This is a genomic window from Chitinophaga sp. XS-30 (assembly GCF_008086345.1).
In the GTDB taxonomy this organism is placed as follows: domain Bacteria; phylum Bacteroidota; class Bacteroidia; order Chitinophagales; family Chitinophagaceae; genus Chitinophaga.
In genome coordinates this window covers 138,051-162,512 of the sequence record NZ_CP043006.1, presented here as the reverse complement: position 1 = coordinate 162,512, position 24,462 = coordinate 138,051, and the positions used below count along the sequence as shown (strand labels likewise).

The window sequence follows — 24,462 nt, the reverse complement described above, 5'->3', positions numbered from 1 at the left end:
GTTCGTGACACTTTTGGAAAGTTGCAAATAATTCATATTTTTGCAGCCCTGCAAGCGTAGGTGAGGTGCCTGAGTGGCCGAAAGGAACGGTTTGCTAAACCGTCGTACGGGTCAAACTGTACCGCGGGTTCGAATCCCGCCCTCACCGCAAGCCAGAAAGGACAAATTATCGAAAGATGGTTTGTCCTTTTTCGTTTTAATCCAAAGCTACTTTGCAGTCATATCTTTAATAACTTTATCCCGGTGCTGTTTACCCCATACAGCCATTTCATCTGTCAGCGGTTTAAGGGACCGGGCATATTCAGTAAGTTCATATTCAACTGTAACAGGCTTGGTTTCCAGCGCTGACCTTGTAATCAGACCGTTTAATTCCAGCTTGTTCAATTCCTTCGAAAGCATTTTGGGGCCTATACCTTCAACTATACGCTGCAGTTCCAGATAGCGCTTTTTACCTGATGCCAGACAAGCTATGATCATCACTCTCCATTTACCATTTAAAATGTACAAGGTATCATTTATCGCTTTAAAGTGGCGTTTACAATCGTCGGATATTTTCCCATTTTCCAGTTTGTCAACCATGCTCTAAAGTTAAAAACTTTCTTTCATGGAAGTACTTCCCTGCGGGGAAGACACTGGCATTAAGAGACTGTGACCATTAGCTTTGCAAAAACAAAATTAATTCAATGAACAACAATAAGCCAAGTGGTATTGTCCTTATCGAACAACCGGGAGCACCGGACGTACTGAAATATCAAAGCATAACACTTGAACAACCCGGCCCTGATGAGGTGCTGATTGCCCAGAAAGCTATAGGAGTAAACTTCTTGGATATATTTTTCAGGAACGGAACTTTTCCGATGAGCCAATACCCTGCACCCATTGGCTTCGAAGCCTCAGGCATCATTGAAGCAATTGGAACAAATGTCAGCGGATTTACGGTAGGTGACCGCGTAGCCTATTACGCATCAATCGGCGCCTATGCCGAAAGAAGAATCATCAACACCAATGAAATATTTAAACTACCGGAGGATATATCCTTTGAACAAGCTGCTGCTGTGATGATAAAGGGTCTTACAGCTCACATGCTGATCAAACAGAGCCATAAGGTCGAATCAGGAGAAGTGGTTTTGATTCATGCCATGACAGGCGGGGTGGGCACACTATTGAGCCAATGGGTAAAGGCATTGGGAGCTACTGTTATTGGAACTGTTGGAAGTGCCGCAAAAAAAGATTTAGCGTTAAAACGCGGCTTCAATCAGGTCATAGATATGGGGGCTGAGGATTTTGTTGCTGCCGTTAACCAATATACCGGGGCCAAAGGTGTTGATGTTGTGTATGATGGTACAGGCAAGGCTACTTTTGAGAAGTCGTTGACTGTAGTTAAAGATGGCGGAAGTGCTGTATTATACGGATGGCCTTCCGGTATGCCTGATATAGACAACGAAATGATGCTGCATAGAAAAATAAAATTTGCGCACGATGCACTTAATGACTACCCGCTTTATCAGGACAAAAGCGGAAAGGGAATGTCTGAAATATTCTGTTTGTTAAGGAATGGTGTATTTGAACCGGGACAGTCATCCATCTATTTATTAACAGAGGCGGCTACAGCTCATGCAGATATGGAATCACGCAAAACAACAGGCAGTATTATTCTTAAACCCGAATTCCCGGTTTAAACAATTGCGTGGGCGCCTGTTGATTTTTGTCGGGTTTATACAAACCTCCCGAAAATGTTAGCCCTAATTTTATGGATCAATAGCAGAACACGCCCGGACCTGTGCCGGGTTGCAGGCCACCAATAGATATGATACCCCAAAAGCGTTTTCGGAATTGCGGTGGCTGCATGAGCATGAATGGACGATTGATCATAAAATGAATAATATGAAAAGAACAACCCCACTACTGGCCATCGCTTTGCTTGGCATGCTGGCAGCCTGTGACCGCGAAGAAGCTGATCCTGTGCCGGATATTGACCTGGAAGCAAGCAGCTTGCCCGCTTATATTCTGAACCGCACACCCGGAACACCGCAGTTGAGATATGTGCTGATACCGGCGGGTATTCAGGTAGCTGCCCGGAAAAGCGGGGATGGCGCAAACCAGGTGAACTGGCAGGAATTGAGCTATGAAGCGATGAAAAATATCTTCAACCTGCGGGATTGATCTCCGGCAGTCTAACGACGATCTCCGAATACATCCACTGCGAAGCATTATACCCGCACTGCTGTATTATTTCAGCAGGACCAATTGCCAGATCGTGAAACCAGCAGGGGAGCGGCCTGGCAAACTTCGTACCGGGCTGTATTGCGGTCCCGCCGCGAATGCGCCCGTCTGTGCCCCAAAATATTATTACGCCCAACCCCGAACTTCCGTTGCTTTATTGATTTTCTTTTTGTACTTTTGCAGCCCACAAGGATTCCGGTGAATGTATTTTCATCGCCTGAGGCTCGGGATGTAGCGTAGTCCGGTCATCGCGCCTGGTTTGGGACCAGGAGGTCGCAAGTTCGAATCTTGCCATCCCGACAAATAATCCTGTCTTCCCGACATTTTGGATTAAAAAAAAGCTCAAAAGCCAGTAAAATGTACGTTTTACTGGCTTTTTTGTTTCCAACCCGGTATATTTCAACACATATTTTATCAAGTTGTACGTGACCTAGAAGGCGACCTAAAAGTCGACTTAACTTGCAGGTCGACTAACCTATTGTAACTGTTTGACAGGCAATAAGTTGTAACGTACGAATTGACCCGTTTTACATAAAAATGCAGGTCGTTTTTCGTGATCGTGAAAAAGAAACAGTGTAAACAGATTTAATCACGTTTAAAATGATTTGTTATGAGAACAACAAACACGTTTGGTGTCCATTTCTGGCTTCGTAAGAACCAGATACAGGACGGTAAGCATCCCTTGTATGTAAGGATTACCGTGAACAAAAAACGCCTCGAACTTGCGTTGAAGCAGTACCTCTCTCCGAAGGACTGGAACGCCTCAAAAGGGGAGGCAAAAAACAAATCTCCGGAACTTAAAGAAGTCAATAGTTATCTGATGAACGTCCGGGCGAAATTAACGGCGCATTACCAGGATCTACAGCTTGATAAGGAAGTGGTAACAGCGGAGATGGTAAAGCAGCGGTTTTTAGGTATTGATCCGGATACCCAAAGCAGTAATATGACCCTGATCGACCTGATCGACAGGCATATTAAAGAGAAACCGGAGGGATTGACCGAAGGGACAATCAAAAACTACCGGGCAACAAAAAAATATCTGGAACGCTATTTAAAACAGGTGCTTAGAAGAAATGATATAACGCTGCGGGAGTTGAACTATGATTTTATTGTACGCTTAGAGCCGTTTATAAAATCTACTCCATTGAAAGCAAACGATCCATGTACCATAAACGGAACCATGAAACATTTGGAGCGTTTGAAAAAACTCACCGCCTGGGCAAAAAAACAGAAATGGCTGAGGGAAGATCCTTTCAAGAGTTTCCAGTTAAGATTCAAAGAAACGGATATACCCCATTTAAAACGCCATGAACTTCAGCGTATAGAGGAGCAACCGGATTTCCCTAACAAGATGCTGAATATGGTTCGGGATTTGTTTCTCTTTAGTTGTTATACCGGTTTGGGTCCTAAAGACCTGACAAGCCTGAAGCCAGCAAATATTCTACTGGAAGATGATGGGAACTTATGGATCAAAACCCGCAGAAGCAAGACCAATATATCCGTTGATGTACCGTTGCTCCCGCAGGCGCTCCGGATTATAAAAAAATATGAACTTAAAGAGGGTGACATTCCGCGCCAATCGCTGTTTCCGGTTGTCACAAACAAGGATCTTAATGATTCACTCAAAGTCATAGCCGCTATTTGCGGAGTACAGCAGGAAGTGACTTTTTACACGGCCAGGCATACGTTTGCCACAACTGTTACCTTGAAGAACAAAGTGCCTTTGGAAACAGTTAGCAAATTAATGGGACATACCAAACTCGCTACTACTTTAAAATACGCGAAAATAGAAAAAGACAACATAGGCCAGGCAATGGAAATGGTGAAAGAACGGCTTTAAAAAGAGCGCAGCTCCCTTTAAGAAATCAGGATCATTCTACACATAGGATGATCCTTTTTTTGTTCCCCTACGTGAAAAAAAGTGATACACCCCTTTTCTGCTGACAGAAATTCGCCATAACTAAATCACTGTGCGTAATGGGAGGTGTGAAGAAGGTGGTGACCGCTATTGATGTATCCAGACATCAGATTGTAACTATCGAAGATTTAGAAAAATTTCAGCGGGAGATAGTATCGGAATTTCGTGAAATTGTCCAGCAGATTTTTGAGCAGAACAAGACGAAGAAATATCTAAAGTCATACGAAGTAAAAGAACTGCTCAATATATCTACCGGAACCTTGAACCATTTACGAGCAAATGGAACTCTGCCGTACACTAAAATTGGGGGAATGCTCTTATATGATTATGATGACATCAATAAGTTGATTGAACAAAATAAATCATCTCTAAAAGGTGGTTCTTTGCTTCGTTCAACAGGCTTGGGAATGAGAAAATAAAAACTCAATTTGGAGGTTAAAAAATACCAACATTGCTGTTCAGATAACTACATTTATTTCCTGCATTTTCTTATTTAATTCTACAATCATTCCAGTTCACTATTTCAATTCTTTTAGATATTATTTTCCCTCTGTGAAAAACAGTGAAATGCGCCTGTTCCTGCATTGCATTTTTGCGTTGGTAAGTCATTGGAGAGGCGGCAAAGATTGCCAGAAAAACAACTGAATAAATAGGCTTTCAGGCTCATGCTTCCCTCCTCCATTTGAATTTGATCTTTATCATTTCTAACCACATAACAATTGCAACATGGATAAAAGAGATAAGGCTTTACGTGAACTTGCAAAAGACTTTACCAACGACTTAACGGCTAACGGAATGGGCGATGTCATTCAGCCGGAAAACCCGCAACACAAGCGCTCTACGGAGGATTTTCTTTTTGAATACTTTAATGTGATTTTTAATGAAGTACCAAACACAAACAAGCTCCGGTATAATGAAAATAAACGGCAAAACTTGATTGAATTTCAGGTAGCGACCAGGAATGATTTCAGCAATATAGATGCTACATACACCCATACATTCCAATGCCGTCTGGATGATAATTTTGCTGGCGTTCGCCATTCAAAAACAGTGGCAAGCCTGAAGGGACGGCCAGCGGAAGAAATACAGTTGGACATGTATCCTATTCCCGCTCCCTGGAGGTCATTAGACCCTGACAAAACAGATCTGGCCATAAAGGAAATGGCGGAGAATATTATCCGGCCATTGGAAACCGCAGGATATACGGCTGACAGTCTCAATGGCCTCAACGACAACGGACAATCCCTTACCGACCAGCTGACAGAATACCTCAAGGTGATTGACCTGGGCATGCCCAACGACAAACATTTACCCATCAACCATTTCCCCGGGGATACATTCGGGCATTTTACGCTCAAGTCGAACGGCCGATTCAATGAAAAACCCGTCAATTTCATTTATTTATTTGAATTCGACAACGAATCCTCAACCACATCATATAGGTTAATAAACATTGCTGTCCGGCTTCCCCAACAAGCGCCTAAAGTAGAGAAGATCAACGAAAGAATTCCACCTCCATTGGAGCTGATCGACAGTGTTATGTTAGACCTGAACCGGCAAAGAAAAATGAGGAAGCACAACATCCCACCAGGAAAGTATAAAAGGCGGAAGCGGTAATCTATCCCTGCATCCAGACCTCGCAAAACTCAGGTTTAATTTCCTTTACCACATCATCCAATAAGTAAGCTATGAACATTAATGACCTTGATTCATTCGACAGCGAAATCCGACGCCAGCTAAAACCGTTGGAGGAAAAGGGTTATCTCGACCCTTCCCTGAATGTAAACAACAATAAGGGCAGTCTTGAAAAGCAAATGCGTTCCAACATCATCTCATTTGAAGAAGATTCCAGACTGGAAAGCGTTGGGCTTAGCGATATGCTTATCCCGGATCGGCTGAACGATACACCAGCAGCCTTTCGCATTTATAGCAGCGGGCTTACTGATAAGCATCCCGTTTCCTTTGAATTTGCATTCACTTATTACCAGGGGCAGGCTGATCTTAAAAGCATTAATGCCAGCATCCCGGGAAAGGGAAGTTTTCATTATCATATTGACCGACCACCGCAAGTGCCTTCACCCAAAGAATTGGTCAAAAATATTCTTGATCCCACGCTAAGCCTGCGCAGAAACAGGTCGTGGAAAACAAGTATCCACCCAGGGCAGAAAAGAGGGTTTCATCCTTAATAAAGAGTTATACATGACACTTGCAAATATTCCATATGATGCATGTCTTACGATGGCGGGGCAGTTTTTGGAGCCGCTTAAAAAGGCAGGATATTTTGAGGCTCATTTGAATCTTAACAATCCAGGGGGCAATTCGCTGGTGGAGCAGCTTAGTGAGTATATAAAAGTTGTGGAGTATGATCAACCAAACTATTTGCAGTTAGAATATGAAAGATTGGAAAATCTGGAGTGGACAATATTTTCACTACACTCATCCGGACAACAAAATGGCCAACAAATAGATTTCGAATTTATTATGCTCTACGATCCCCACATGCATATGCCATATTTCGAAATAAATGGTCTGCGTTATACAGGACCCGGTGGCATAAGCCTACATCAATATTTAGATAATGAGATTCCTTCTCCGTTGGAGTTTGTTGTTGCGGCAAGACACCCATATGTTTCCACCAGGCGACATCGGATGAATGAAAATGATTTGAATCACGGAAAAAAATTGTAAAAACCTAAGATATATATTATGGCAACATTCAGAAACAAAACAATGGTATTTGCTTCCGGTAAACAAACCAGGGTGGAAGATGGCAGTTTATCCATTACACCATCTATGGAAGTTTCCGAAGGGCGAAGCAGGAACATTCTGGCTCCGTCTCACCCATCCGGCTCCGATGCGGGCGAAAAAGTGATCAACCTATATCAACTCTCAGATGATGAGGCTTTGGAAATGGCGGAATCAAATATAAAGCTATGGCGTGAGTTTAAGGAGCGGGTTAAAAAATACGGGGTTAAATCTGCCGACCTGTTTTATTAATCCTGGGTAGCATTGTCTAAAAAAGGAAAGCAAGCCTGTGGTTTACGGAGACAATTTTTTGCTGCGGTAGCCCAAAGGTTACCTTGCTGACCAGCCTGCCTTGCCGTGGTCAGCAAGATATACGGGCGTGTCACGCCGCGATCTTGCCCATCCGCAACAAGCGTCCGGGAAACACACCCTCCGAAGTCGGGCTGTGTAAATGGTAAATGTGAAAGAGTATGCCAGAAGAGGTAAAATCCGCCTACCGAGATAGGTGGCTGACGGTACGGTTAACACAGGAAGAGCTGGAGCGCCTCCGCAGGCAACAGGCTCAAACGGCTTACGCACGGATGGCGGATTATATCCGTGTGTTGATCTTTCAGAAACCTGTAAAGGTTTTTTCCCGGGATAAATCGGTGGATGAGCTGATGGAGGAACTGATTCTGCTGCGCACCGAACTAAATGCCCTGGGTAATAATTTTAACCAGGTGGTACGGCGCATCAATTCATTGCCATTCCCTCCGGAAATCCTGTTGCAGGTTGCCAATAGTTTGCAGGTGCAACTGCTGGAGAAATTGGCAGGCATTCAGGCACGAATCGATCAAGTTGCAGAACGATGGTAGTGCGGTTTAAAAGTGGCAAGAGCCTCCGGGGTGCGCTGATCTATAATGAACGGAAACTGGATCGTGGCGAAGCGGTATTACTGACGGCTGTGGGCTTTCATAAAGATGCAGACCGTTTGAACTTTTTGGATAAGCTCAAACGGTTGGAACGCCTCGCAGAAAAGCGAAGTACTGTCCGTCATAAATGCGTGCATGTTTCCCTGAATTTTTCGCCTCGGGAAACCCTCTCTCCGGATCGTTTAAAAGTCATTGCTGCGGACTACCTTGAAAGGATCGGATTTCGGGGACAGCCCTATCTACTCTATGAGCATCGGGATGCCGGGCATCAACATGTGCATTTGGTTACTACGCCTATTCAGGCAAACGGCGAACGGATCGACCTGCACCATCTGGTGGAGCGGGAATCCGAACCCGCCAGGAAAGCGATTGAGCGGACGTATAACCTGGTTCGTGCAGAGGATCAGAAGGCAGAGGAGCTGGCTGTTTTGCGGCCTGCGGATCTAAAGAAAGCTTTGTATGGAAAAGCGGAAACAAAGGGGGAAATTTCCCGGATTGTAAGAACCGTGGCGAACTATTACAAGTATAAGACTTTTGAGCAATACAATGCGGTACTCCGGCAGTTTAACGTTGAGGCCGATCCGGGGGAACCCGGCACCCGGATGCACCGGCACGGAGGTCTGCTTTACCGTATGCTGGATCAGGGGGGCAATCGTATCGGAAACGCCATCAAGGCAAGTAGTATTTATGATGAACCTACGCTCACCTTCCTGCAGGAAAAATATCTGGTCAATAAACGGTTCTACACGGATTATAGCAGGGTTAGGTGCGCTTTAGAAGATGCCCTTTCGGTGGGAGAAATAACCCCGGAGCGGTTTCGGGAAAAACTGTCCAAACTGCACATAGACACTTTATATTATACGACCAAAGAAGGTGGGATTTTCGGCATCACCTTTATAGATCACCAAACGCAATCTGTGTTCAAAGCTTCGGCTATGGGGCCTCAATACACAGCGGAAAAATTGCTTGATCGCATGCAGGTTACTCCGGTCTCAAAAGAACTTGCCTGGAACCGGCTCTTTGTTCAGGAAGTGTTGCGACAAACGGATTATTCCAAGGGATTTAAACAGGTGCTGGCGGCATGGTCACAATTGGGTCTGGTGGTCACTACCCAGTCCGATACCAACGGGAGAATGCAGTTTCGTTTGGGACATATTAACTCCCCGCCGGATCAGGTTGTTTCTGCGCCCGACCGCATGCACGCTTACCTCCGGCAGCATATTGTTTCAGCTTCCATGATCAACCAATTTTCCGATCATTTGCGGTGCAGTGGTCATGTTCCGCTGGTGGCTCCTATGCAAACGGCTCTTTCCACTTTAGACAGGTTAGTGACCAACATGGATGTTGAGGTAACGGAAAAAATTTTCTCCCTTTTCGATCAGGCGGATGGCTACGCCCGTACAAATAGTTTTGTTGATCCGGAACTGCTGAAAGAAGCCAAAAAGAAAAGACGTAAACGGCGGCTCTGATGCCCCAGTTGTGAACAGGAAAATTGTGTGGTATGGATACTGGCGAAAACGCGCAGGCGCTGCGCGGCATTACAGATTTTTTGCGAAAAGGCAGCCTGGTTTTACTGGCGTTGCATTTTTACATTTTTTGTTACGAGGCCTTTGCAGCTGTAGGGTTACGTTCGGGTATTTCAGATAAAATTTTATTACGTATTGCCAGCACGGAAATGCTGGGCAATATTCATATCTCCAAAGCACTGGTACTCCTGTTGTTGCTTGTGAGCGTAACGGGAACGAAGGGAAAGAAAGACGAGAAGACCAGCCGGGCTATGGTAGCCCTGCTGTGTACCGGCGGGATTGTGTTGTTCTGGGGCGGCATTCTCTTTTTCTACCTGTCGCTTTCCACACAACTAACAGCAGGTTTATATATTTCGCTGACCACTTTTGGGTACTTCCTCTTGCTCGCTGGTGGCAGTAAGGTCAGCCGCCTGATCAACATACAACTGAAGGGGGACATATTTAATGAGGAAAACGAATCTTTCCCCCAGGAGGAGCAATTAATAACCAACGAACATTCCCTGAATTTCCCTGCCATTTATCACTGGCGGGGTCGAGTGCGGCGAATGTATGTGAATATTGTAAATCCCTACAGGGCCACCTTACTGGTTTCTGGTCCGGGGGGAGGTAAATCCAGGTACTTTGTTATTCCAGCCTTGAAGCAAATGGTGCAAAAAGGCTATGTGCTTTTTTGCTACGACTGGAAGTACGATGATCTTACCAAAGTTGTTTACAATACCTATCTCCAATTTAAGGATACCTACAAAAAGCCGCCCGGTTTCTACGTCATCAATTTCGACGATCTCTCCCGGTCGCACCGTTGCAACCCGCTCGACCCGGACATGATGGAAGATATGAGTGATGCGATGGAGGCGAGCAGAAGCATCCTTATCGGCCTAAACCGTGACTGGGCACGTAAGACCGGCGAATTTTTTGTGGCTTCGCCAATAAATTTTGTGGCAGCCTGTATATGGTATTTGAAGCGGTATAAAGATGGTAGATACTGCACGTTGCCCCATGTTATAGAGTTATTAATGTTGCCCTACGAGGAACTGTTTCCTATGCTGGGGTCTGTACCGGAACTGGAAAGTATTGTGAACCCCTTCGTGAGCGCCTTTCTCAACCGGGCGCTGGAACAATTGGAAGGCCAGGTCGCCTCTGCAAAGATCGGCATGGCTCAGCTTTCTTCACCACATCTGTATTATATATTAAGTGGATCGGACTTTACACTGGACATTAACAACCCCGATGATCCCAAAATCGTGTGCTGTGGCAACAACCCGATGAAGCTACAGACCTACGGTGCCGTAATTTCCCTTTATGGAAACCGGATGCTGAAACTCGTTAACCGCAAAGGGAAAATCAAATGCGGCCTGGTATTCGATGAATATCCTACGATCTACCTACCGCTTGACCATACGGTGGCCAGCGGCAGATCCAATTTACTGGCCCCTATTATTTCTGTCCAGTCGATTGAGCAGATCAGGAAAGACTATTCCAAAGAACAAGCGGATGTGCTGATCAGTATCTGCGGCAATATTGTAGCCGGACAATGTTCCGGAGACAGTGCCAAATTTGTTTCTGAACGCATTGGGAAGATTGTGCAGGTGCGGGAGAACATCTCTATTAACCGGACAGATACCAGCGTCAGCAAAAATACCCAGCTCGATTATGCTGTACCCGTATCAAAAATCGCCAACCTGTCCGCCGGTGTTATGGTAGGCACTGTTGCAGATAACCCCCATGAGAAAATCCGGTTAAAAGCTTTCAGCGCAGAGTTTACGCTTGACGATGCTGCGCTGAAAGAGGAAGAGGATAATTACAAGCCACTTCCTGTTGTACGCAATGTTACGCCACTGATGGTGCAGAACAATTTCATCACCATAAAAAACGACATAGACGACATTGCCGAAACGGAAATGGAACGAATAAAGAACGACCCCGACCTCTGCCATCTCATCATCCAAAAACCGGAGCAAAAACCAGAAAAATAATTCCGTATTCCTCCCCAATTATTCACATTATAGAACAAAAAAAATGAAATCAGTCCATTGTTTATTTACCCCATCGTTGAAAGTACTCTTATTGTTTTCAATCCTGTTATTTGGATGCCGCAAGAATGATCGTATTCATTCCCCCCAAGCAGATGCGCCTGTATCCATCAAGCCCGTGTGGCAGATTATGGAAAAGCTCGACCCCGATATTCAGGAAATTATTAAGCGTATGGAGGAAACGCCGGATCTAAAAGCCGCCTGCCTATCGCATCTTCGCCCCCTGGGTATGTCGTATTGGGGCAAAGCCCTTACGGGAAACCATGGACAAACGGATGTATTTATCGTTCCTATCAAACGAGGTGAGGATTCCTTGTTTCATGCGTTTATGGCCGTTGAGAGTGATACGAGTGTTCGGATCCAGTTTTATTCCTGGTCGCAGTTGAATGACTGGACGCCCCCATCTGTCAGCTCCCTGCCTGGTGCTACTGATATCAATCACCTGTTCAATGCCCTTAACCATTTTGGCTTTGGCAAAAGACCTTATCAGGCAAACCGCTTGTCTGCAGGCCAGCAGGCAGCAATAATGGAAAATGCTTTCCCGCTGCACTCTATGCGTGAGCAAATACAACCGCAGGGCGTTATCATCGTACCCCGTTGCTACTCCTGGTCGGCATGTATAGGAGATGGTAACGGTAATTGTATAACACCGGAATATTTCTTTACGGAATGTATTGACGAAATCATATGGATTACTGATGCCATTCCCGTGTATCCCGGTGGGTCGGATGGCTCCAATCCACGTGGGGGCGGTACTACCGGTTCTGGCGGTGGCGGCGGCAGTGGTGATGGTATTATAAAACCGGTGAACCGACCCACGGAAACCTTGCTTGCGCCCAAGAAGCCGATTGATGATATAGAAGCATACCTGAAGTGTTTTGTTACTCAGGTAAATGCTACTGTCACCGTTCAGGTGGATCAACCTACGGCTGGCACAACCGATCCGGTTTCCATATTTGGTGGCATTGGTCACGTTTTTCTGACCATCGAGCAGACAGTAAACGGACACACAACCCGAAGAACGATTGGCTTTTACCCCCATACAAAGATAGACCCGCTTCGTCGCAAAACCGCGCCAGGTGTGCTGGGTGATGATGGCGGCAGGGGTTTCAATATAAAGTGGTCTGCGGAAATTAGTGGATCGCAACTTCAAAACATGTTAAACTTCGCTGTACAAGCCCCCGGCGATTATCATATTGATGCGTACAATTGCGCCAACTATGTACTGGATATGCTGGATGCTGCAGGAGTTCACTTACCCCGCACTAAAGGATGGTGGCTCTCCGGTAGCGGCCTCAATCCGGGAAACCTGGGGGAAGATCTGCGGCAGCTTCCCGGTTCCGTTTCGGGAAGGGGATTCGGGGAAGCAAATGCTGGCGAATGTAATTAGAGTTTGACAAGAGATGTTATTTGTAAATATTTCAATGGTCCCGCGCATAGTGTGCAGGATCATTTGTGGTTACCAGTAACTGCGGTATTATCGCAGTGGGATGACTTACCTTAAATCTAAGTTATCAATCTGTTTGACCATGAATAATTCCCTTAAAAAGCCCCCGGTTAAGAAAGCCGACCTCGGCCGTATATTGGCTATTGACAATTTGCACTTGGACATTCGTTATGCATATCCTGACGACTTGATACCAATACTGGATGACATACCTGAAGTGCATAGAGCAAAAAATGGCGGGGATGGGCTAATCTGGGTCAACGGGAAGAAGCTCCAACGAAGACGCGCTATGGCTCTCCGACCTTTCTTCGCAGATCCTTTTGGGTGGGGCTGTGATGGAGAGAATGCCAAGGTCACCGCTTTGGAGTTGTGCCTCAAAATATTCTATAACCAGAAAACCGCGCTAAAACTATACACTCCTTTTCTGCACTCCTTTGTAAAGGACTGGTACGGCTACGCAGGGAATGTAAAAATAGACATAACAGATTTCCTGCTGGATAACTATTACAGATGCAGCGAAGAATTACTCAACTACTATTATATTGATACGAAGCGTAATATACATGAAGTTGATATTTGGCAACACCACAATGGCTCTACTTCCTGCATCGTAGAAGGTGAGGAAATGGAAGGGGAAAGCCTTAAGGCTATAAAAGAAAAAATATCTCTGAAACTAGCAAGGCACATTCTCCACACTTAATTTCCCTGAAAAACAAAAGGGCTACCAAGTGTACTTGGTAGCTTAGCTCAAAATCACGGAAAATCCAAATTTTTCCTCGGTAAGTGTTTAAGCGTAGCGGCACGAAATATTATAGCATACGGGACGGCTTACTGATGGACGGGACATTGGAAACGTAAACCGTCTTGCCAAGGATATTTTTATAAAATGATGATTTACCACCTAAGACATCAGCCCGGCTTTTCAGTAAACTGATATTAGGCACAGTTATTAACGTTCAGCTTTTGTTTACATAGCTATTTACTGGTTCTTGAGTTTTGTCAATTACAGGATAGACTATTTCTGTAGGGAAAACATTTAATTCCTCAAACACAAAGTTTTCTCTTGCTTTTAATGCTTCAATGTCTTCCAAAAAGTCTTCAGAGATATGTTTTAGGAATTCGCTGGAAAAACCAAGTCTTGTAAGTAATTCAATTTTGGAGTCCATTGTGTTAATTTTTGGGATTATTCTGGTTAGCAGCACGCATGATACAATAGTTTTCCGAAATAAATGCTTTGGATATTGGAGTATTTTCAAATACCCAATAAAAAAGGGCCCACATTCTTCTCATTGCCCTGTCTAAGCCCTCAACACTTTCAGAATGAGTTATTCTAAGTTTGCAAACCTCCCATGCAGCTTCTCTTGTAATTGCATGCCCATGGTTTTTCCACTTACTATGATCACAAAGAAGTTTGGCTATTTCATTTGCTCTCGCTTTTTTTTCCTCCGCAGTAACTGGTGTTACTCCGTCCGAATGCAAATTCCAATCCTTAAATTTAAAATTATGCAAATATTCCTCAACTAATTGGATTGAATAATTGCTTGCATTCAACGCATTGCCTATTTCTTTTGGGTCTATCCCATTTAATATTTGAATATCTGTCCAGGAAGGCTTGCCTCCCTTTTTTATAGCTTCATCACCTCTTAATCTGATGTCCTCTATCAAAGTAAGTATAGACTGAGCAGGAACAAATTCACCTGTCTTTGTTCGCACTTGTGGATCAACTGGACCAATTTGTGATTGGTTCGACATTATAATCTCATCACCTGACATAATAAAGATTGTACCAGCGCTCATAGTCTTATTTAGAAGTACAAAAGTTATCCTATCAAAACGCGGTCTAAGCTTATTTACAAATTTTGCAACTTGATGCGCATAACCGCCGGGCGTTACTAATACGATATCAATTTCTTTACAATCTGCAGGTAATGATGAAACCATTTCGTAAAAAGGCAAATCATCAGCATCTTCGATGGAAATAGCTGCGCTTGGCTTAACAACGTTTGCTACATAGCAAATTATCTCCCTCCCTCGAATTGCTTTTATCTCATTGATACTTTTACGCAACTCACTAAGAAAATTCAACTCTTGGTATTGATATTTTAATAAACTCTCAAATTCTCTTCCGTCCTCCATTTTGTCAAGCAATGTTGAAGTGATTGGTCTTTGAGATTGCGTCATTTTTGTCTGAGGTGTTGGAATGAATATACTTTTCTTGCTCATAGCGTATGTTTAATTATGCTTAATACAAATATATGCGAACTTTCTGTTAAATGATTCCATCTGTTAAATGATTCCATGCCTTGTCTTCTGAGCGACCTGCCTTACTCTTTGCGGCCTCGACAGGTGTTTCGCTGGTCTGTTCTTCTCATTTTCTGTTGGAGTTACATTCCAGGTCGTGTCTTCTGACCGACCTGCAGTATCCCATTCCTGACAGCACATCCTCATTTTAATGACCCAAAATTTCACCCTCAGGGTGAAGGAAATCATGTCAAAACTCTAATAATATTTTCAGCATCGTTCCGAAATAAAGGTACAGGTTGGTCCGAAGACACAACCTAGAATCTCTTGACGAAACGGAGAAGGTTCTCAGTATGCGATTATAGCAGAAAAGGGCCGCCGAGTGAGTAATCGACAGCCCTTTCCCAAAAGCGTGAAAAATCCAAATTTTGCTTAGCATTTACTATTACTATTCTAATTTATGCCATTCTACTGCATATAGGCTGCAGTGGTTTTGGGTAAATTGATGGTAGAAATAAACTAGGTCCACCCAATCTGTTACCCATGACCCTAAGTACCAATTTAGCAGACTTGCCGTACAAGGACACAAGCCTGGACGACCGCCCCGGAGAATGTTGGGATGACATTCCTGGGCTCGATGGCTTGTACCAGGTGTCCAATTTTGGCAGAATAAAGCGCCTGGAACGATTGATGTATGATGTGTTGGGACGGCCGCACACTTTTCCCTGTATAATTAAAGCTCCCCAGGTTAACAGGGACAGAAACATGTTGATGAAAGACTGGACCCTCAGGTTACAGACAACCATTCAAGTGGAAAACCGAACCTATCATTTTCAAGTCGCACGGTTAGTTTACTATTGCTTTATTGATAAGTTTAATATGGATGATGCGAACCTGATAATTACCACTAAGAATGGTAACGGATTGGATATACGCCAAGAAAATCTGGCATTGCTCACCTACACGCAGAAAAATCACCGATCATACGATATAGGCCGACAGAAGAGCCATTTTCAGACTAACAAACAGAAGTTAATGGAGATACTTCAGGTATCCCTGATGAAATCAAGAAAAGTTGTTTCCCAATATGACAAAGATGGAAAATTCATTGCTACGTTTAAAAGTATTATGGAAGCTGCGCGGATAACTGCTATCAATCATTCTAGTATTTCCTATGCAGTCCGGCATTACATGTGCACCGCGGGAGGTTACTACTGGCGGGAGGGTGATGCAGATAAAATAAACAAGAAAGAAATTCAAGATCACCAGGTAAAAAGATGGAGCTCTTATAGACAAAAGAAGGGGAAACCTATTACGCAACTCGATCTACAGGGAAATGTCCTTGCTAGTTATGTCGCCAAATCACTTGCCTCAAAGATAACTGGAATACCACACCGAGCAATTTCGCAAAATATTCAAGGGTTGGTTGGCAACGCCGGAGGCTATATTTGGAGAGCAGGAAATCTACTTGAAATAGGAAATATAGGTGTACAAACCTATCAGTTAAATGATATCGAAATAAATGGCCGGAAAATAGAACTTTCGGATTGCCGCAAACGCGATATAGCTGATCGCGGTGACTATTCAAGAGCCGTTAAGGTCACCAAATTCACACCCAATGGTACGCCCGTGGCCTGCTATAATACCCTCAAGTCCGCAGCGGATTCTGTACAACGATGCTATCAGATTATAGCTTCCGCAATTCAGGGAAAACCTAGAGTAATTGCAGGCTACATTTGGCGAAGGGGTGATCAAATGAATATTAATATTGATGTTTCAACTATAGCTGGTTCTCCTAAAAAGGGGCGCCCCAGTTCAAAGAGTAGAAAATCTCTGGTATAATATTGAAAAAGAAAAACTCACTGCGGTCATATTACATCCGGGCATTCTTAGCTTCGTATAACCAATTTAGCAGAAAGCATAGGATCGTCAACAATAGCTTAAGACAGGATTTGTAACCATATAGCCAATTATTCTATTCCACATCATATTATACCTGATTACAAGATGGTATTTCTAACATAATTGTAAAGCTATATTGCTTGTATTGTGCCTCCAAATATTAAAGTCATGAAAATCTTTCGCATAAACCACCTCATACTTATATCCATACTAGCCACTGGATTCGCATTCGCTACAAAAGCAGGCGACATTGGGAAGAAGCAAATAACTGATTGCTTTGCCACTATGACTGTTACTAATGGTATGGGATCTTCTGTACCACTTAATGGACTAGGCTGTACTGCGGCAACGATCCAGGCATCGGTTAATCAATTTGTGCAAAGTGCATCTAATGTAATAGATCCAATTGACGAATGTGTTGGAAATCCTGAAATTTTCTGCTGTGCCACAGTAATGGAAACTGCTGATATGAGAGCACCACTGATTGACTTGGGTGACGGGTTAAAAAGATATGCTGTTGATGAAGTATTCTGCAAGATTTTTTTATTACATAGTTGAATATATACGATAATTAATTGTTATACCCTTAATTCATAAATACGTGTATCTTATGAAGCAAAAATCCTTGTCAATTCCGCAATCTCCTGTGAGGACAGTAAAAATCTATCGACTCGCCGTAGAGGTAATCTGCGCTATCCTCCTAATAGTATGGCTTTACACAGGTACCAGCAAGCTTATAGAATACTATGACTTTCGGTTTCAGTTGCGAAAGTTGCCTTACTTTAGCCAATATGCGCCATTTCTCACCTTTTTCATTCCGCTACTAGAAATTGCCATAGCACTATTGCTTATTGTTAAAAAGACCAAGCTACTTGGGCTAATAGCGTCCCTAGGGTTGATGCTAATCTTTACAGCGCATGTGTATTATGTTCTAAACTATATGCGTAACATTCCCTGTAGCTGCGGGGGCGTCATTTCCTCACTTGATTGGCACCAACATTTGACGCTCAACATAGTGTTAACTCTACTGGCTTTAATTGCGTTAATCATTCAATTAAGACTAAACAAGTGGACAAAGGGGAAGTAAATCTCCTCACCACTTCTAAATATTTATTGCGCAATAAACAAGTTTGTCAATCTGTCTTGTAAAAACAGCTTCTTGTTCACCCTTTATTATTTAACAAATTTAAAACATTTTATCATGAAAAAGTTCAAATTAAGTTTCATGGCAGTTATCGCCATTCTCGCTATTAGCGCGGCTCTTGTGTCACAAGCTAATACTTTCGGTAAAAGACAAATTACAGCCTGTTTTGAAGTCTTAACCCTTACCGATGGAAGCACTACCGATGTATTGACCAATGCTTCAAACACGCCTGCTGCAACTGCTGATGCCAAAGTTGCTGCCCGCCCTTACATCGCTAACGCTTCAACTCCTGCTGAAGCTGAGGAATGCGAAAGCTTTGTAGATTTCTGCTGCCTCACAATAGAAGAAACTGAAAACCTTAGTGCTCCTTTGATTGATCTTGGCGATGGTTTCAAGAGATATCAGGTAAAAGAAGTTTTCTACAAGCCTTAATGCATACTTAAGTGATTCAGTGCTTTTTGAGCGAAATCAAAGTTGATATTAGGGGCTGCCTCTTTTGGAGGCTGCCTCTTTTTTTTTAATCCCTTAAGCGGGCAATTGCAACTTTCTTTACTTCATACTTTGGGATTAGCATCAGGTTGTGTACTGCTAGTGCTTTGTTGATAGAACATATGGATGCATCTGGTATTGAAATTTCCATGTCAATATTTCCTGAATATCCCGTGTTGTTATTTACTGCTATTTTATCTGTCCGTCTATTTTTGTTGATGATGGAAGATAAGCCATTGGTTAATGCCAATATAGGAGCATTTTTGAAAATGAGATTAATGAGGATGGGGTGGAATTCAGATATAGCTTGTGTATTACTGTTTTTGGAAACTATTCTGTGAATGCTCCCAGTTGAAATTAAGTTGTAAGTAAGTAGTTTTTTGTTTTCCAATTTTATTTTGAGGTTAAAATATCTGCATATGTCTTCCTGCAAATACTTTTGAATAGTTGAAATTGAGTCATACCACCTTTCTGGCAATTTTACCTCATAAGAATACTGATATTTTTCTACAAACTGATTCATAGAATCTTCAGATATTGGACTGAAATACTTTTCCCCTTCGGGAAAATCGAGGATAATGTCCGAAGTATTATAGGCAAACGATATTAGCGATGGCAAATTCGCATTCAGCTTTCGAAAGCCTATTATTTTCTTTGAAATAGAATCATGTAAATATGAAGATGAAGAAAAACGATAGTTTTTTAAACTTCCAAAAAGCGTTGAATAGGCTACGAGCTTATCTAACTGTCTGCCATTTCCTTCTGCAAATAATGGTTTTTTCTTTTCAAAATCTATTATATCGTTATCTCTTCTGTTCATAGAAGGCAAATTGCCATTAAGATAGTTTCTTATTGTTCCTTCTGTAGTATTGTATCCACTTGTTATGGCGATGGCAGTTCCCGTGGTATCAATCCAGATATGCATGGGAACTCCTTTGTGAGGAAATAATTTATTGATTAATGTGTCCTCGATAGAAAATGGTAAGCGGGTGTTTTTAACTATAGATGATTTTTCTCTTAGTTTATTGAATTCTTCAATCGGATCATCGGTAAGCAGAATTATAGCTATTTTATCTTCAAATATTTTTTGTAGCCTTTCCATTTTTGGAAATGCGTTTATGCAACTTGAGCACCATCTATTCCATACATCAATAATTAGCAATTTACTTCTAAACTCGCTTAGATTAGCCTTGTCTTTATAATAGTTCTTCATGTTCCCAAAAACTAACTCAGGAACCTTGTCTCCAACTTTTATTTGCTGGATTCTGGATTGCCCCTTTCCGTATGAGAAGAATAAGACTATAAGGAAGAATGAAGGGAGAAGCCTTGCCATATACTTATGTTGATTTTATTAAAATAACTTAGGTTGTATATCTCATTACCTGCCGGTGGTTCTCAGCCTCGGCTGTTGTTATCGTAGCGCACCTCCGAAATGTGCGATTAGCCTTTTTCTCATTCCGGTCTTTCGTAGTGGTCGTGTCTTCCGCTTGACGAGAAAAGTATAATTGATCCAACTTCCTTTGCTGGTCGGTCAGAAGACACGACAAGGAATGGTGAATCAAGGAAGCAGTTCTTTCAACTTCCCTTTCAGCTTTTCTCCATGTATATTCCTGGCGATAATCTTTCCATTTTTGTCAATCAGAACGGACCGAGGGATATAGGACAATGCGTAAAGGATGCTTACCTCCGATTTGCTTCCCTTCAAGTCCGATACATTTATCCAAACCAACCCCTCCTCCTTTACGGCTTTTTTCCAAGCGGCCTTATCCTTATCAATAGATACACCTAGCACGTTGAATCCCTTGTTTCTATATTCCTTATATATCTCTTTTAACTCTGGAAACTGCGCCCTGCACGGTTTACACCAGGAAGCCCAAAAATCAACATACGTGTACTTATTACTAGAGGCAAACTCCCTTAAAGAAACCAACTCGCCCGTTTGTAATGCCGGTAGAGAAAAATCAGGAGCGGAATTGGTTACTCCCGCTACTTCAGACTTTACTAGAATTTGGGTTTCCTGCAACAATTCCCTTCCGTATTTGCTTTGCTGAACAATGGAGGATAGTTTTTTAAAAAATTTCAGTTTCTCTGACGCGTTTGTTTTTAGCTGTTTATGGATTAGAAAAGCTGAATAAACATTATTAGGGTATTTTGTTATAACGGTAGGAAGTAAAACTTCATAATAGTGATTCAATACTGAGTCCCTTTCCTTGTAAAGTTTTCGCAATCGTGCAGTGTCGGATAAATTCATGGAATATTTGGCAATCTCATCCTTCAGCTCCTTAGCTTTATCCAAATCCACATTAAGAACAGCTTTCATTTCCTGATACTCTTTGTTATGAGCAGGACCATCTACTTTTATCTTAGGCCATTCTGTAAAAGCTCCTCGTATGCTGAACTTGTCATTCTCCAGGAGTAAGGGGAAATACTCTTTTTGATCTTTCAGGAATAGAAAGTGAAGCTCAGGCTCCCTAACAGCTCCGGTAATATGTAGCCTGTTGCTCACTACGGCACCTCTGGCTACCGTATCAGTCCCTCCGCCTTCTTTATTTTTACGGAGGAAATACTCGGTGCCATCAGGCACCCCTTCGATGTGTGCGGTAATAGTGTATGAATTGGCCTCCTGAGCATGGATAGGAAGGCTAAGTACTATAAACGGAAGGAAAAAAAAGGCTTTTTGTGTTATAATCATTACTTAATTATATTTTTACTTTATAGTATATTGATAGTCAGCTGAATGAGCCTTCACTACATCCTTGCTGCTTAAATTAAGAGAATTCAGCCGGGTAAAAGGGTGAATGAAATTCGTGCAAAATGAGAGTTTCTATGACGAGCGGCAAAAATAACTGGTCAATTGGGTGTTCAACCTGGATGCCCCGGTCGTGTCTTCTGACCGAACGGAAAGAACACAACTGATCCTTCTTCTGGAGCCGGTCGGTCAGAAGACAATTCCAGGAAGGAAATCATACTTATATTGTATTTTGTCCCAGAGGGTTCTCACTTGTTGAACCCGCGGCGCATAGTTATGGACTTCCTGCGCCGATGCCGTTTTTGTGGTTACTGGCCGAAGCCAGTGAGATCGCTTCGCTAAGTTCTGACCAACAACTGAAGTCGGGGTGAAACTAACGGAGCAAAGCAGCGTAAATTAGGGAGGTGAATTGCCGATTTAATTATATACCTCCTGGCGTGAGATTGCTGGTCAGAACCTATTGACACATCGTGACACTCATCATTGACGATATCCAAAGCTACCTGTGCACTTGTTAGCTTTATTCTGGCGCGCAGGTTATTGCTCAAAAGACACAACAACGGCTTCCTAAATTGTAAGACTAACAACGGCTGAGAATATTTTACATTTAAACTGCTGGCTAATAGCAGTAAAGGGTCGTAACTTGATATAAAATGGTTACTCGTCAATTATAATCTATGCCCCAGGACCCGAAATATCGCATACCAGTATTATTTCTGACTGCCTTCACCATAGTTGTGTTTACAGTCGCGAGCAAAGTCAGTTCGCTAGGCACAAACGTTGTTACTAGTTGCTATTCCAACATCACACTTACAAATGGAACAGATTCAGTAGCCTTAACAAATTCTTCATGTTCTTCGGCTCTGTCGGCAGTTGGAAAGTGTCGATTTATAATAAATGCATCAGCAGAAATTAATCCTGACTCTTCTTTAGGTGGTACTCAACTTTTCCTTTGTGCCACATTGATTGAAGTGAAGGATTCACAAGCACCGGTTATAGACATTGGCGATGGGTAAAAAAATACGCTATTGAAACGTTTTTTGTTCATATATGACAGAAAATACGCACTAATTTTTTTAATTATGAAAAAATACAATATACTGCTCTTCCTCATTGCTTTGGGGATCTCCGTAGTAACCGTTGCTAGCAATGGACAAAAACTAGGGAAACGCACTATTACAGACTGCTTCAAGAACGTCCTTCTTACCAATGGTTGGAGCACCTATAATATTTCCACTACTGATTGCTATTTAATTCCCTACATCCAGAGCTATTATCCTTTTGTGCAATACGCGTCTATTCGTGTTAACGTCATAGATACGGTACTTGAAGCCGGTGATGACTTCTTTTGCGCTACTGTAATGGAAACTACAAATTCATCGGCTCCTATAATAGATTTGGGGGAAGGATTGAGGAGGTATGAGCTACAAGATATTTATTGTGTGTTGGAAGACACAGAGTGATTGATATATTGTATCGCTTATAATCATGCAACCGGTAATTTTTACATTACAGGAAAGTATTGGAACACCTTGTGTGAGCTTGATCTTCGTGCGGGTCAGTTGAGCGTACCTATAAGGGAATAATAGGCATATTACCTTTTTACTATAAAGGGGAGTTGCTTTACCCCACTGGTCAGTTTGATACTACATATATAGTACCCGTTCGGAATATCTTCTATGCCAAAGCTATACGGGCTGCTGCCATTTGCGTGCATGCGTTTTACACTAACGCCAGCTATGTTTATAATCTCTACTTCACGGATCGGGTTTTTGCAGGAAATAGTAAGGCGAGTGCTGGCAGGGTTGGGGAACAACTTTATACTTGCCAATTCACCAATTGCCTTCACCTTGTCAGTTTTCTGACCGGACACGTCCGCCGGGGTATCATGTAGTGTAACCCGGCATATGCCGCATCCTATATAGTTCACCTCTACAATATTTGACCACCTTTCGCAGCTATAAGGGGAGTAGTACCTATAGTAGTCGGTCACATTGCTGCTGGTGGAATAGGTCACTATTAAGGAGTCATTACAGCAGCCTTGAACTAACACATCATTTTTATACCATCCTCCGTATGGAGCGTTGGACTTTAGCACCAGCAGGCTTGTGTCCATATAAGTATAAGTAACAGGTCCTGCGGGGGTAATGGCTGGTGTAGCAGGCATCACCTCTACTCTGCTGGTGCCCCCCACAAAAGTACCGCATCCCGGTGCAGTAACGGTAAGTGTATAGGTCGTTGTTGTCATCGGATTTGCCATTGGATGCAGGATATTGGGATTATCCAAGCCCGTTGTTGGTAACCATGAGTAGGACCAGCCCGGCTCTTCGATAGCCCACGGAGCAAGCTCTGTTGCATACATACCCCACCAGGTGTAGCATATGGGCTGAAATTCATCCTCGTCCATATCTACATTACACTGAGCGAATGCTTGTCCATACAAGAAAAGGGATACAACCATCAGGGATACAAAGCGGATCATAAATAAATATATTGACTGGCAGTAGTAAGTGGAGGAAAAGTGTACAACGCCAAGCTCGTAAAAGCAGTCCTTCGTCTATCCTTACCGGAGATTACTACCCGGGTAATGGAGCTCTAATCCATCACCTCCAATTACCTACAATTTAATGATTTCTACTGCGGACATATTGCAGCGGGTCATATTGATCTGCAATGCAAGATGCCATCCCGATAGTATATGGTGACTGTGTTCCCACCCAGTTAATGTCTTCTTCCCAACCGGAGCACCTGCATTGTTTGTAGAACCTCCGGTCCTCCTTCCTTTCTGGTCAGTCAGAAGACTCGACCAGGAATAACTATTTGCTATAGAAATGTTAATGATGATAATAAAACTGATTGGTATTAACTCATTTTGATTGAAAATGCATCTTTAGTAGAAGTAGTATGACAGTTTATTAAACCAACCGTTTTATGAAAGTAAATTCCAAATGGAGCTTTTTGCTCTTGCTGTACAATGATTTAGGATTAAACCACGTTTTGAACGGGCTTAGGCTGTTTACTATTCCTTTTCAATTGCTATCAAGAATGGAAAGGAAGATGCGCCAGCGGTTAGACTGGGATCACTGTAGTTTTTTTAGGCATTCTGCATCGCCTTGCCAGCTTGCTTATTCGGAAAC

Annotated in this window: 25 protein-coding genes, 2 tRNA genes and 1 pseudogene; 22 read left to right on the top strand and 6 right to left on the bottom strand. The window is 42.8% G+C overall.

Going from position 1 to position 24,462, the window contains the following annotated elements:
- The first annotated feature begins 59 nt into the window (after positions 1-59).
- Positions 60-148: transfer RNA gene (locus FW415_RS00730), tRNA-Ser, on the top strand.
- Positions 149-207: 59 nt separating this feature from the next.
- On the opposite strand, the gene FW415_RS00725 is transcribed toward FW415_RS00730, so the two are convergent.
- Positions 208-579 carry a helix-turn-helix domain-containing protein gene (locus FW415_RS00725; RefSeq protein ID WP_148382403.1) on the bottom strand — a complete coding sequence of 124 codons (372 nt, stop codon included), beginning with the start codon at positions 577-579 and terminating at the stop codon, positions 208-210.
- Between the two features lie 104 nt (positions 580-683).
- Between FW415_RS00725 and FW415_RS00720 the strand changes: the two genes are divergently transcribed.
- From FW415_RS00720 to FW415_RS00655, 14 genes are all read left to right on the top strand, one after another.
- Positions 684-1,679, top strand: a complete 996-nt coding sequence (locus FW415_RS00720) for a quinone oxidoreductase (protein WP_148382402.1) — start codon at positions 684-686, stop codon at positions 1,677-1,679.
- A 205-nt stretch (positions 1,680-1,884) separates the two neighbouring features.
- The gene (locus FW415_RS00715) at positions 1,885-2,163 is read left to right on the top strand and encodes a hypothetical protein (protein ID WP_148382401.1); all 279 of its coding nucleotides are present in this window, start codon (positions 1,885-1,887) and stop codon (positions 2,161-2,163) included.
- 285 nt (positions 2,164-2,448) lie between these two features.
- Positions 2,449-2,523, top strand: a tRNA-Pro gene (locus FW415_RS00710).
- A gap of 310 nt (positions 2,524-2,833) precedes the next feature.
- Positions 2,834-4,063, top strand: a complete 1,230-nt coding sequence (locus FW415_RS00705; RefSeq protein ID WP_148382400.1) for a site-specific integrase — start codon at positions 2,834-2,836, stop codon at positions 4,061-4,063.
- A gap of 137 nt (positions 4,064-4,200) precedes the next feature.
- Positions 4,201-4,560: a helix-turn-helix domain-containing protein gene (locus tag FW415_RS00700; RefSeq protein ID WP_148382399.1), complete on the top strand. Its 360-nt coding sequence runs from the start codon at positions 4,201-4,203 to the stop codon at positions 4,558-4,560.
- A 307-nt stretch (positions 4,561-4,867) separates the two neighbouring features.
- A complete protein-coding gene (locus tag FW415_RS00695) occupies positions 4,868-5,758 on the top strand; it encodes a hypothetical protein (protein WP_148382398.1) in 891 nt (296 codons plus the stop codon).
- Between the two features lie 71 nt (positions 5,759-5,829).
- A complete protein-coding gene (locus FW415_RS00690) occupies positions 5,830-6,327 on the top strand; it encodes a hypothetical protein (protein WP_148382397.1) in 498 nt (165 codons plus the stop codon).
- A gap of 13 nt (positions 6,328-6,340) precedes the next feature.
- On the top strand, positions 6,341-6,829 hold the full coding sequence (locus tag FW415_RS00685) for a hypothetical protein (RefSeq protein ID WP_148382396.1): 489 nt from the start codon (positions 6,341-6,343) through the stop codon (positions 6,827-6,829).
- A gap of 18 nt (positions 6,830-6,847) precedes the next feature.
- Positions 6,848-7,138: a hypothetical protein gene (locus tag FW415_RS00680; RefSeq protein ID WP_148382395.1), complete on the top strand. Its 291-nt coding sequence runs from the start codon at positions 6,848-6,850 to the stop codon at positions 7,136-7,138.
- A gap of 218 nt (positions 7,139-7,356) precedes the next feature.
- Positions 7,357-7,740, top strand: a complete 384-nt coding sequence (locus FW415_RS00675; protein ID WP_148382394.1) for a plasmid mobilization relaxosome protein MobC — start codon at positions 7,357-7,359, stop codon at positions 7,738-7,740.
- A complete protein-coding gene (locus tag FW415_RS00670; RefSeq protein ID WP_148382393.1) occupies positions 7,734-9,266 on the top strand; it encodes a relaxase/mobilization nuclease domain-containing protein in 1,533 nt (510 codons plus the stop codon). Before FW415_RS00675 ends, FW415_RS00670 begins: the two co-directional genes overlap by 7 nt.
- Before the next feature lie 32 nt (positions 9,267-9,298).
- Positions 9,299-11,296, top strand: a complete 1,998-nt coding sequence (mobC, locus tag FW415_RS00665) for a conjugal transfer protein MobC (RefSeq protein WP_148382392.1) — start codon at positions 9,299-9,301, stop codon at positions 11,294-11,296.
- A gap of 76 nt (positions 11,297-11,372) precedes the next feature.
- Positions 11,373-12,743 carry a hypothetical protein gene (locus FW415_RS00660; RefSeq protein ID WP_148382391.1) on the top strand — a complete coding sequence of 457 codons (1,371 nt, stop codon included), beginning with the start codon at positions 11,373-11,375 and terminating at the stop codon, positions 12,741-12,743.
- Between the two features lie 139 nt (positions 12,744-12,882).
- Positions 12,883-13,500, top strand: a complete 618-nt coding sequence (locus FW415_RS00655) for a DUF6166 domain-containing protein (protein WP_148382390.1) — start codon at positions 12,883-12,885, stop codon at positions 13,498-13,500.
- Between the two features lie 256 nt (positions 13,501-13,756).
- Here the strand turns inward: FW415_RS00655 and FW415_RS00650 are convergent, their stop codons facing one another.
- Together FW415_RS00650 and FW415_RS00645 are read right to left on the bottom strand one after the other, a co-directional pair.
- Positions 13,757-13,966, bottom strand: a complete 210-nt coding sequence (locus tag FW415_RS00650; protein ID WP_148382389.1) for a hypothetical protein — start codon at positions 13,964-13,966, stop codon at positions 13,757-13,759.
- A gap of 4 nt (positions 13,967-13,970) precedes the next feature.
- Positions 13,971-15,023 carry a hypothetical protein gene (locus FW415_RS00645; protein WP_148382388.1) on the bottom strand — a complete coding sequence of 351 codons (1,053 nt, stop codon included), beginning with the start codon at positions 15,021-15,023 and terminating at the stop codon, positions 13,971-13,973.
- A gap of 561 nt (positions 15,024-15,584) precedes the next feature.
- Between FW415_RS00645 and FW415_RS25660 the strand changes: the two are divergent.
- From FW415_RS25660 to FW415_RS00625, 5 genes and pseudogenes are all read left to right on the top strand, one after another.
- Positions 15,585-15,716: pseudogene (locus tag FW415_RS25660) on the top strand (NUMOD4 domain-containing protein); the annotation flags it as partial.
- A 96-nt stretch (positions 15,717-15,812) separates the two neighbouring features.
- Positions 15,813-16,883 (top strand): NUMOD1 domain-containing DNA-binding protein, encoded by a 1,071-nt coding sequence (locus FW415_RS00640; RefSeq protein WP_246858869.1) that lies wholly within the window; start codon positions 15,813-15,815, stop codon positions 16,881-16,883.
- Positions 16,884-17,111: 228 nt separating this feature from the next.
- Entirely contained in the window at positions 17,112-17,501 is a 390-nt protein-coding gene (locus FW415_RS00635; RefSeq protein WP_148382386.1) for a hypothetical protein, read from the top strand.
- Positions 17,502-17,553: 52 nt separating this feature from the next.
- Positions 17,554-18,030 carry a MauE/DoxX family redox-associated membrane protein gene (locus FW415_RS25655; RefSeq protein WP_148382385.1) on the top strand — a complete coding sequence of 159 codons (477 nt, stop codon included), beginning with the start codon at positions 17,554-17,556 and terminating at the stop codon, positions 18,028-18,030.
- Between the two features lie 114 nt (positions 18,031-18,144).
- Complete coding sequence (locus FW415_RS00625; protein ID WP_148382384.1) at positions 18,145-18,519, top strand: hypothetical protein; 375 nt, start codon at positions 18,145-18,147, stop codon at positions 18,517-18,519.
- A gap of 85 nt (positions 18,520-18,604) precedes the next feature.
- On the opposite strand, the gene FW415_RS00620 is transcribed toward FW415_RS00625, so the two are convergent.
- The gene (locus FW415_RS00620; protein WP_148382383.1) at positions 18,605-19,909 is read right to left on the bottom strand and encodes a redoxin domain-containing protein; all 1,305 of its coding nucleotides are present in this window, start codon (positions 19,907-19,909) and stop codon (positions 18,605-18,607) included.
- 225 nt (positions 19,910-20,134) lie between these two features.
- Positions 20,135-21,268 (bottom strand): TlpA disulfide reductase family protein, encoded by a 1,134-nt coding sequence (locus tag FW415_RS00615; RefSeq protein ID WP_148382382.1) that lies wholly within the window; start codon positions 21,266-21,268, stop codon positions 20,135-20,137.
- 1,139 nt (positions 21,269-22,407) lie between these two features.
- Between FW415_RS00615 and FW415_RS00610 the strand changes: the two genes are divergently transcribed.
- Together FW415_RS00610 and FW415_RS25650 are read left to right on the top strand one after the other, a co-directional pair.
- Positions 22,408-22,788 carry a hypothetical protein gene (locus FW415_RS00610; protein WP_148382381.1) on the top strand — a complete coding sequence of 127 codons (381 nt, stop codon included), beginning with the start codon at positions 22,408-22,410 and terminating at the stop codon, positions 22,786-22,788.
- On the top strand, positions 22,789-22,911 hold the full coding sequence (locus FW415_RS25650; protein WP_148382380.1) for a glutaminyl-peptide cyclotransferase: 123 nt from the start codon (positions 22,789-22,791) through the stop codon (positions 22,909-22,911).
- A gap of 8 nt (positions 22,912-22,919) precedes the next feature.
- On the opposite strand, the gene FW415_RS00600 is transcribed toward FW415_RS25650, so the two are convergent.
- The gene (locus FW415_RS00600; RefSeq protein WP_148382379.1) at positions 22,920-23,807 is read right to left on the bottom strand and encodes a T9SS type A sorting domain-containing protein; all 888 of its coding nucleotides are present in this window, start codon (positions 23,805-23,807) and stop codon (positions 22,920-22,922) included.
- Positions 23,808-24,462: the final 655 nt, after the last annotated feature.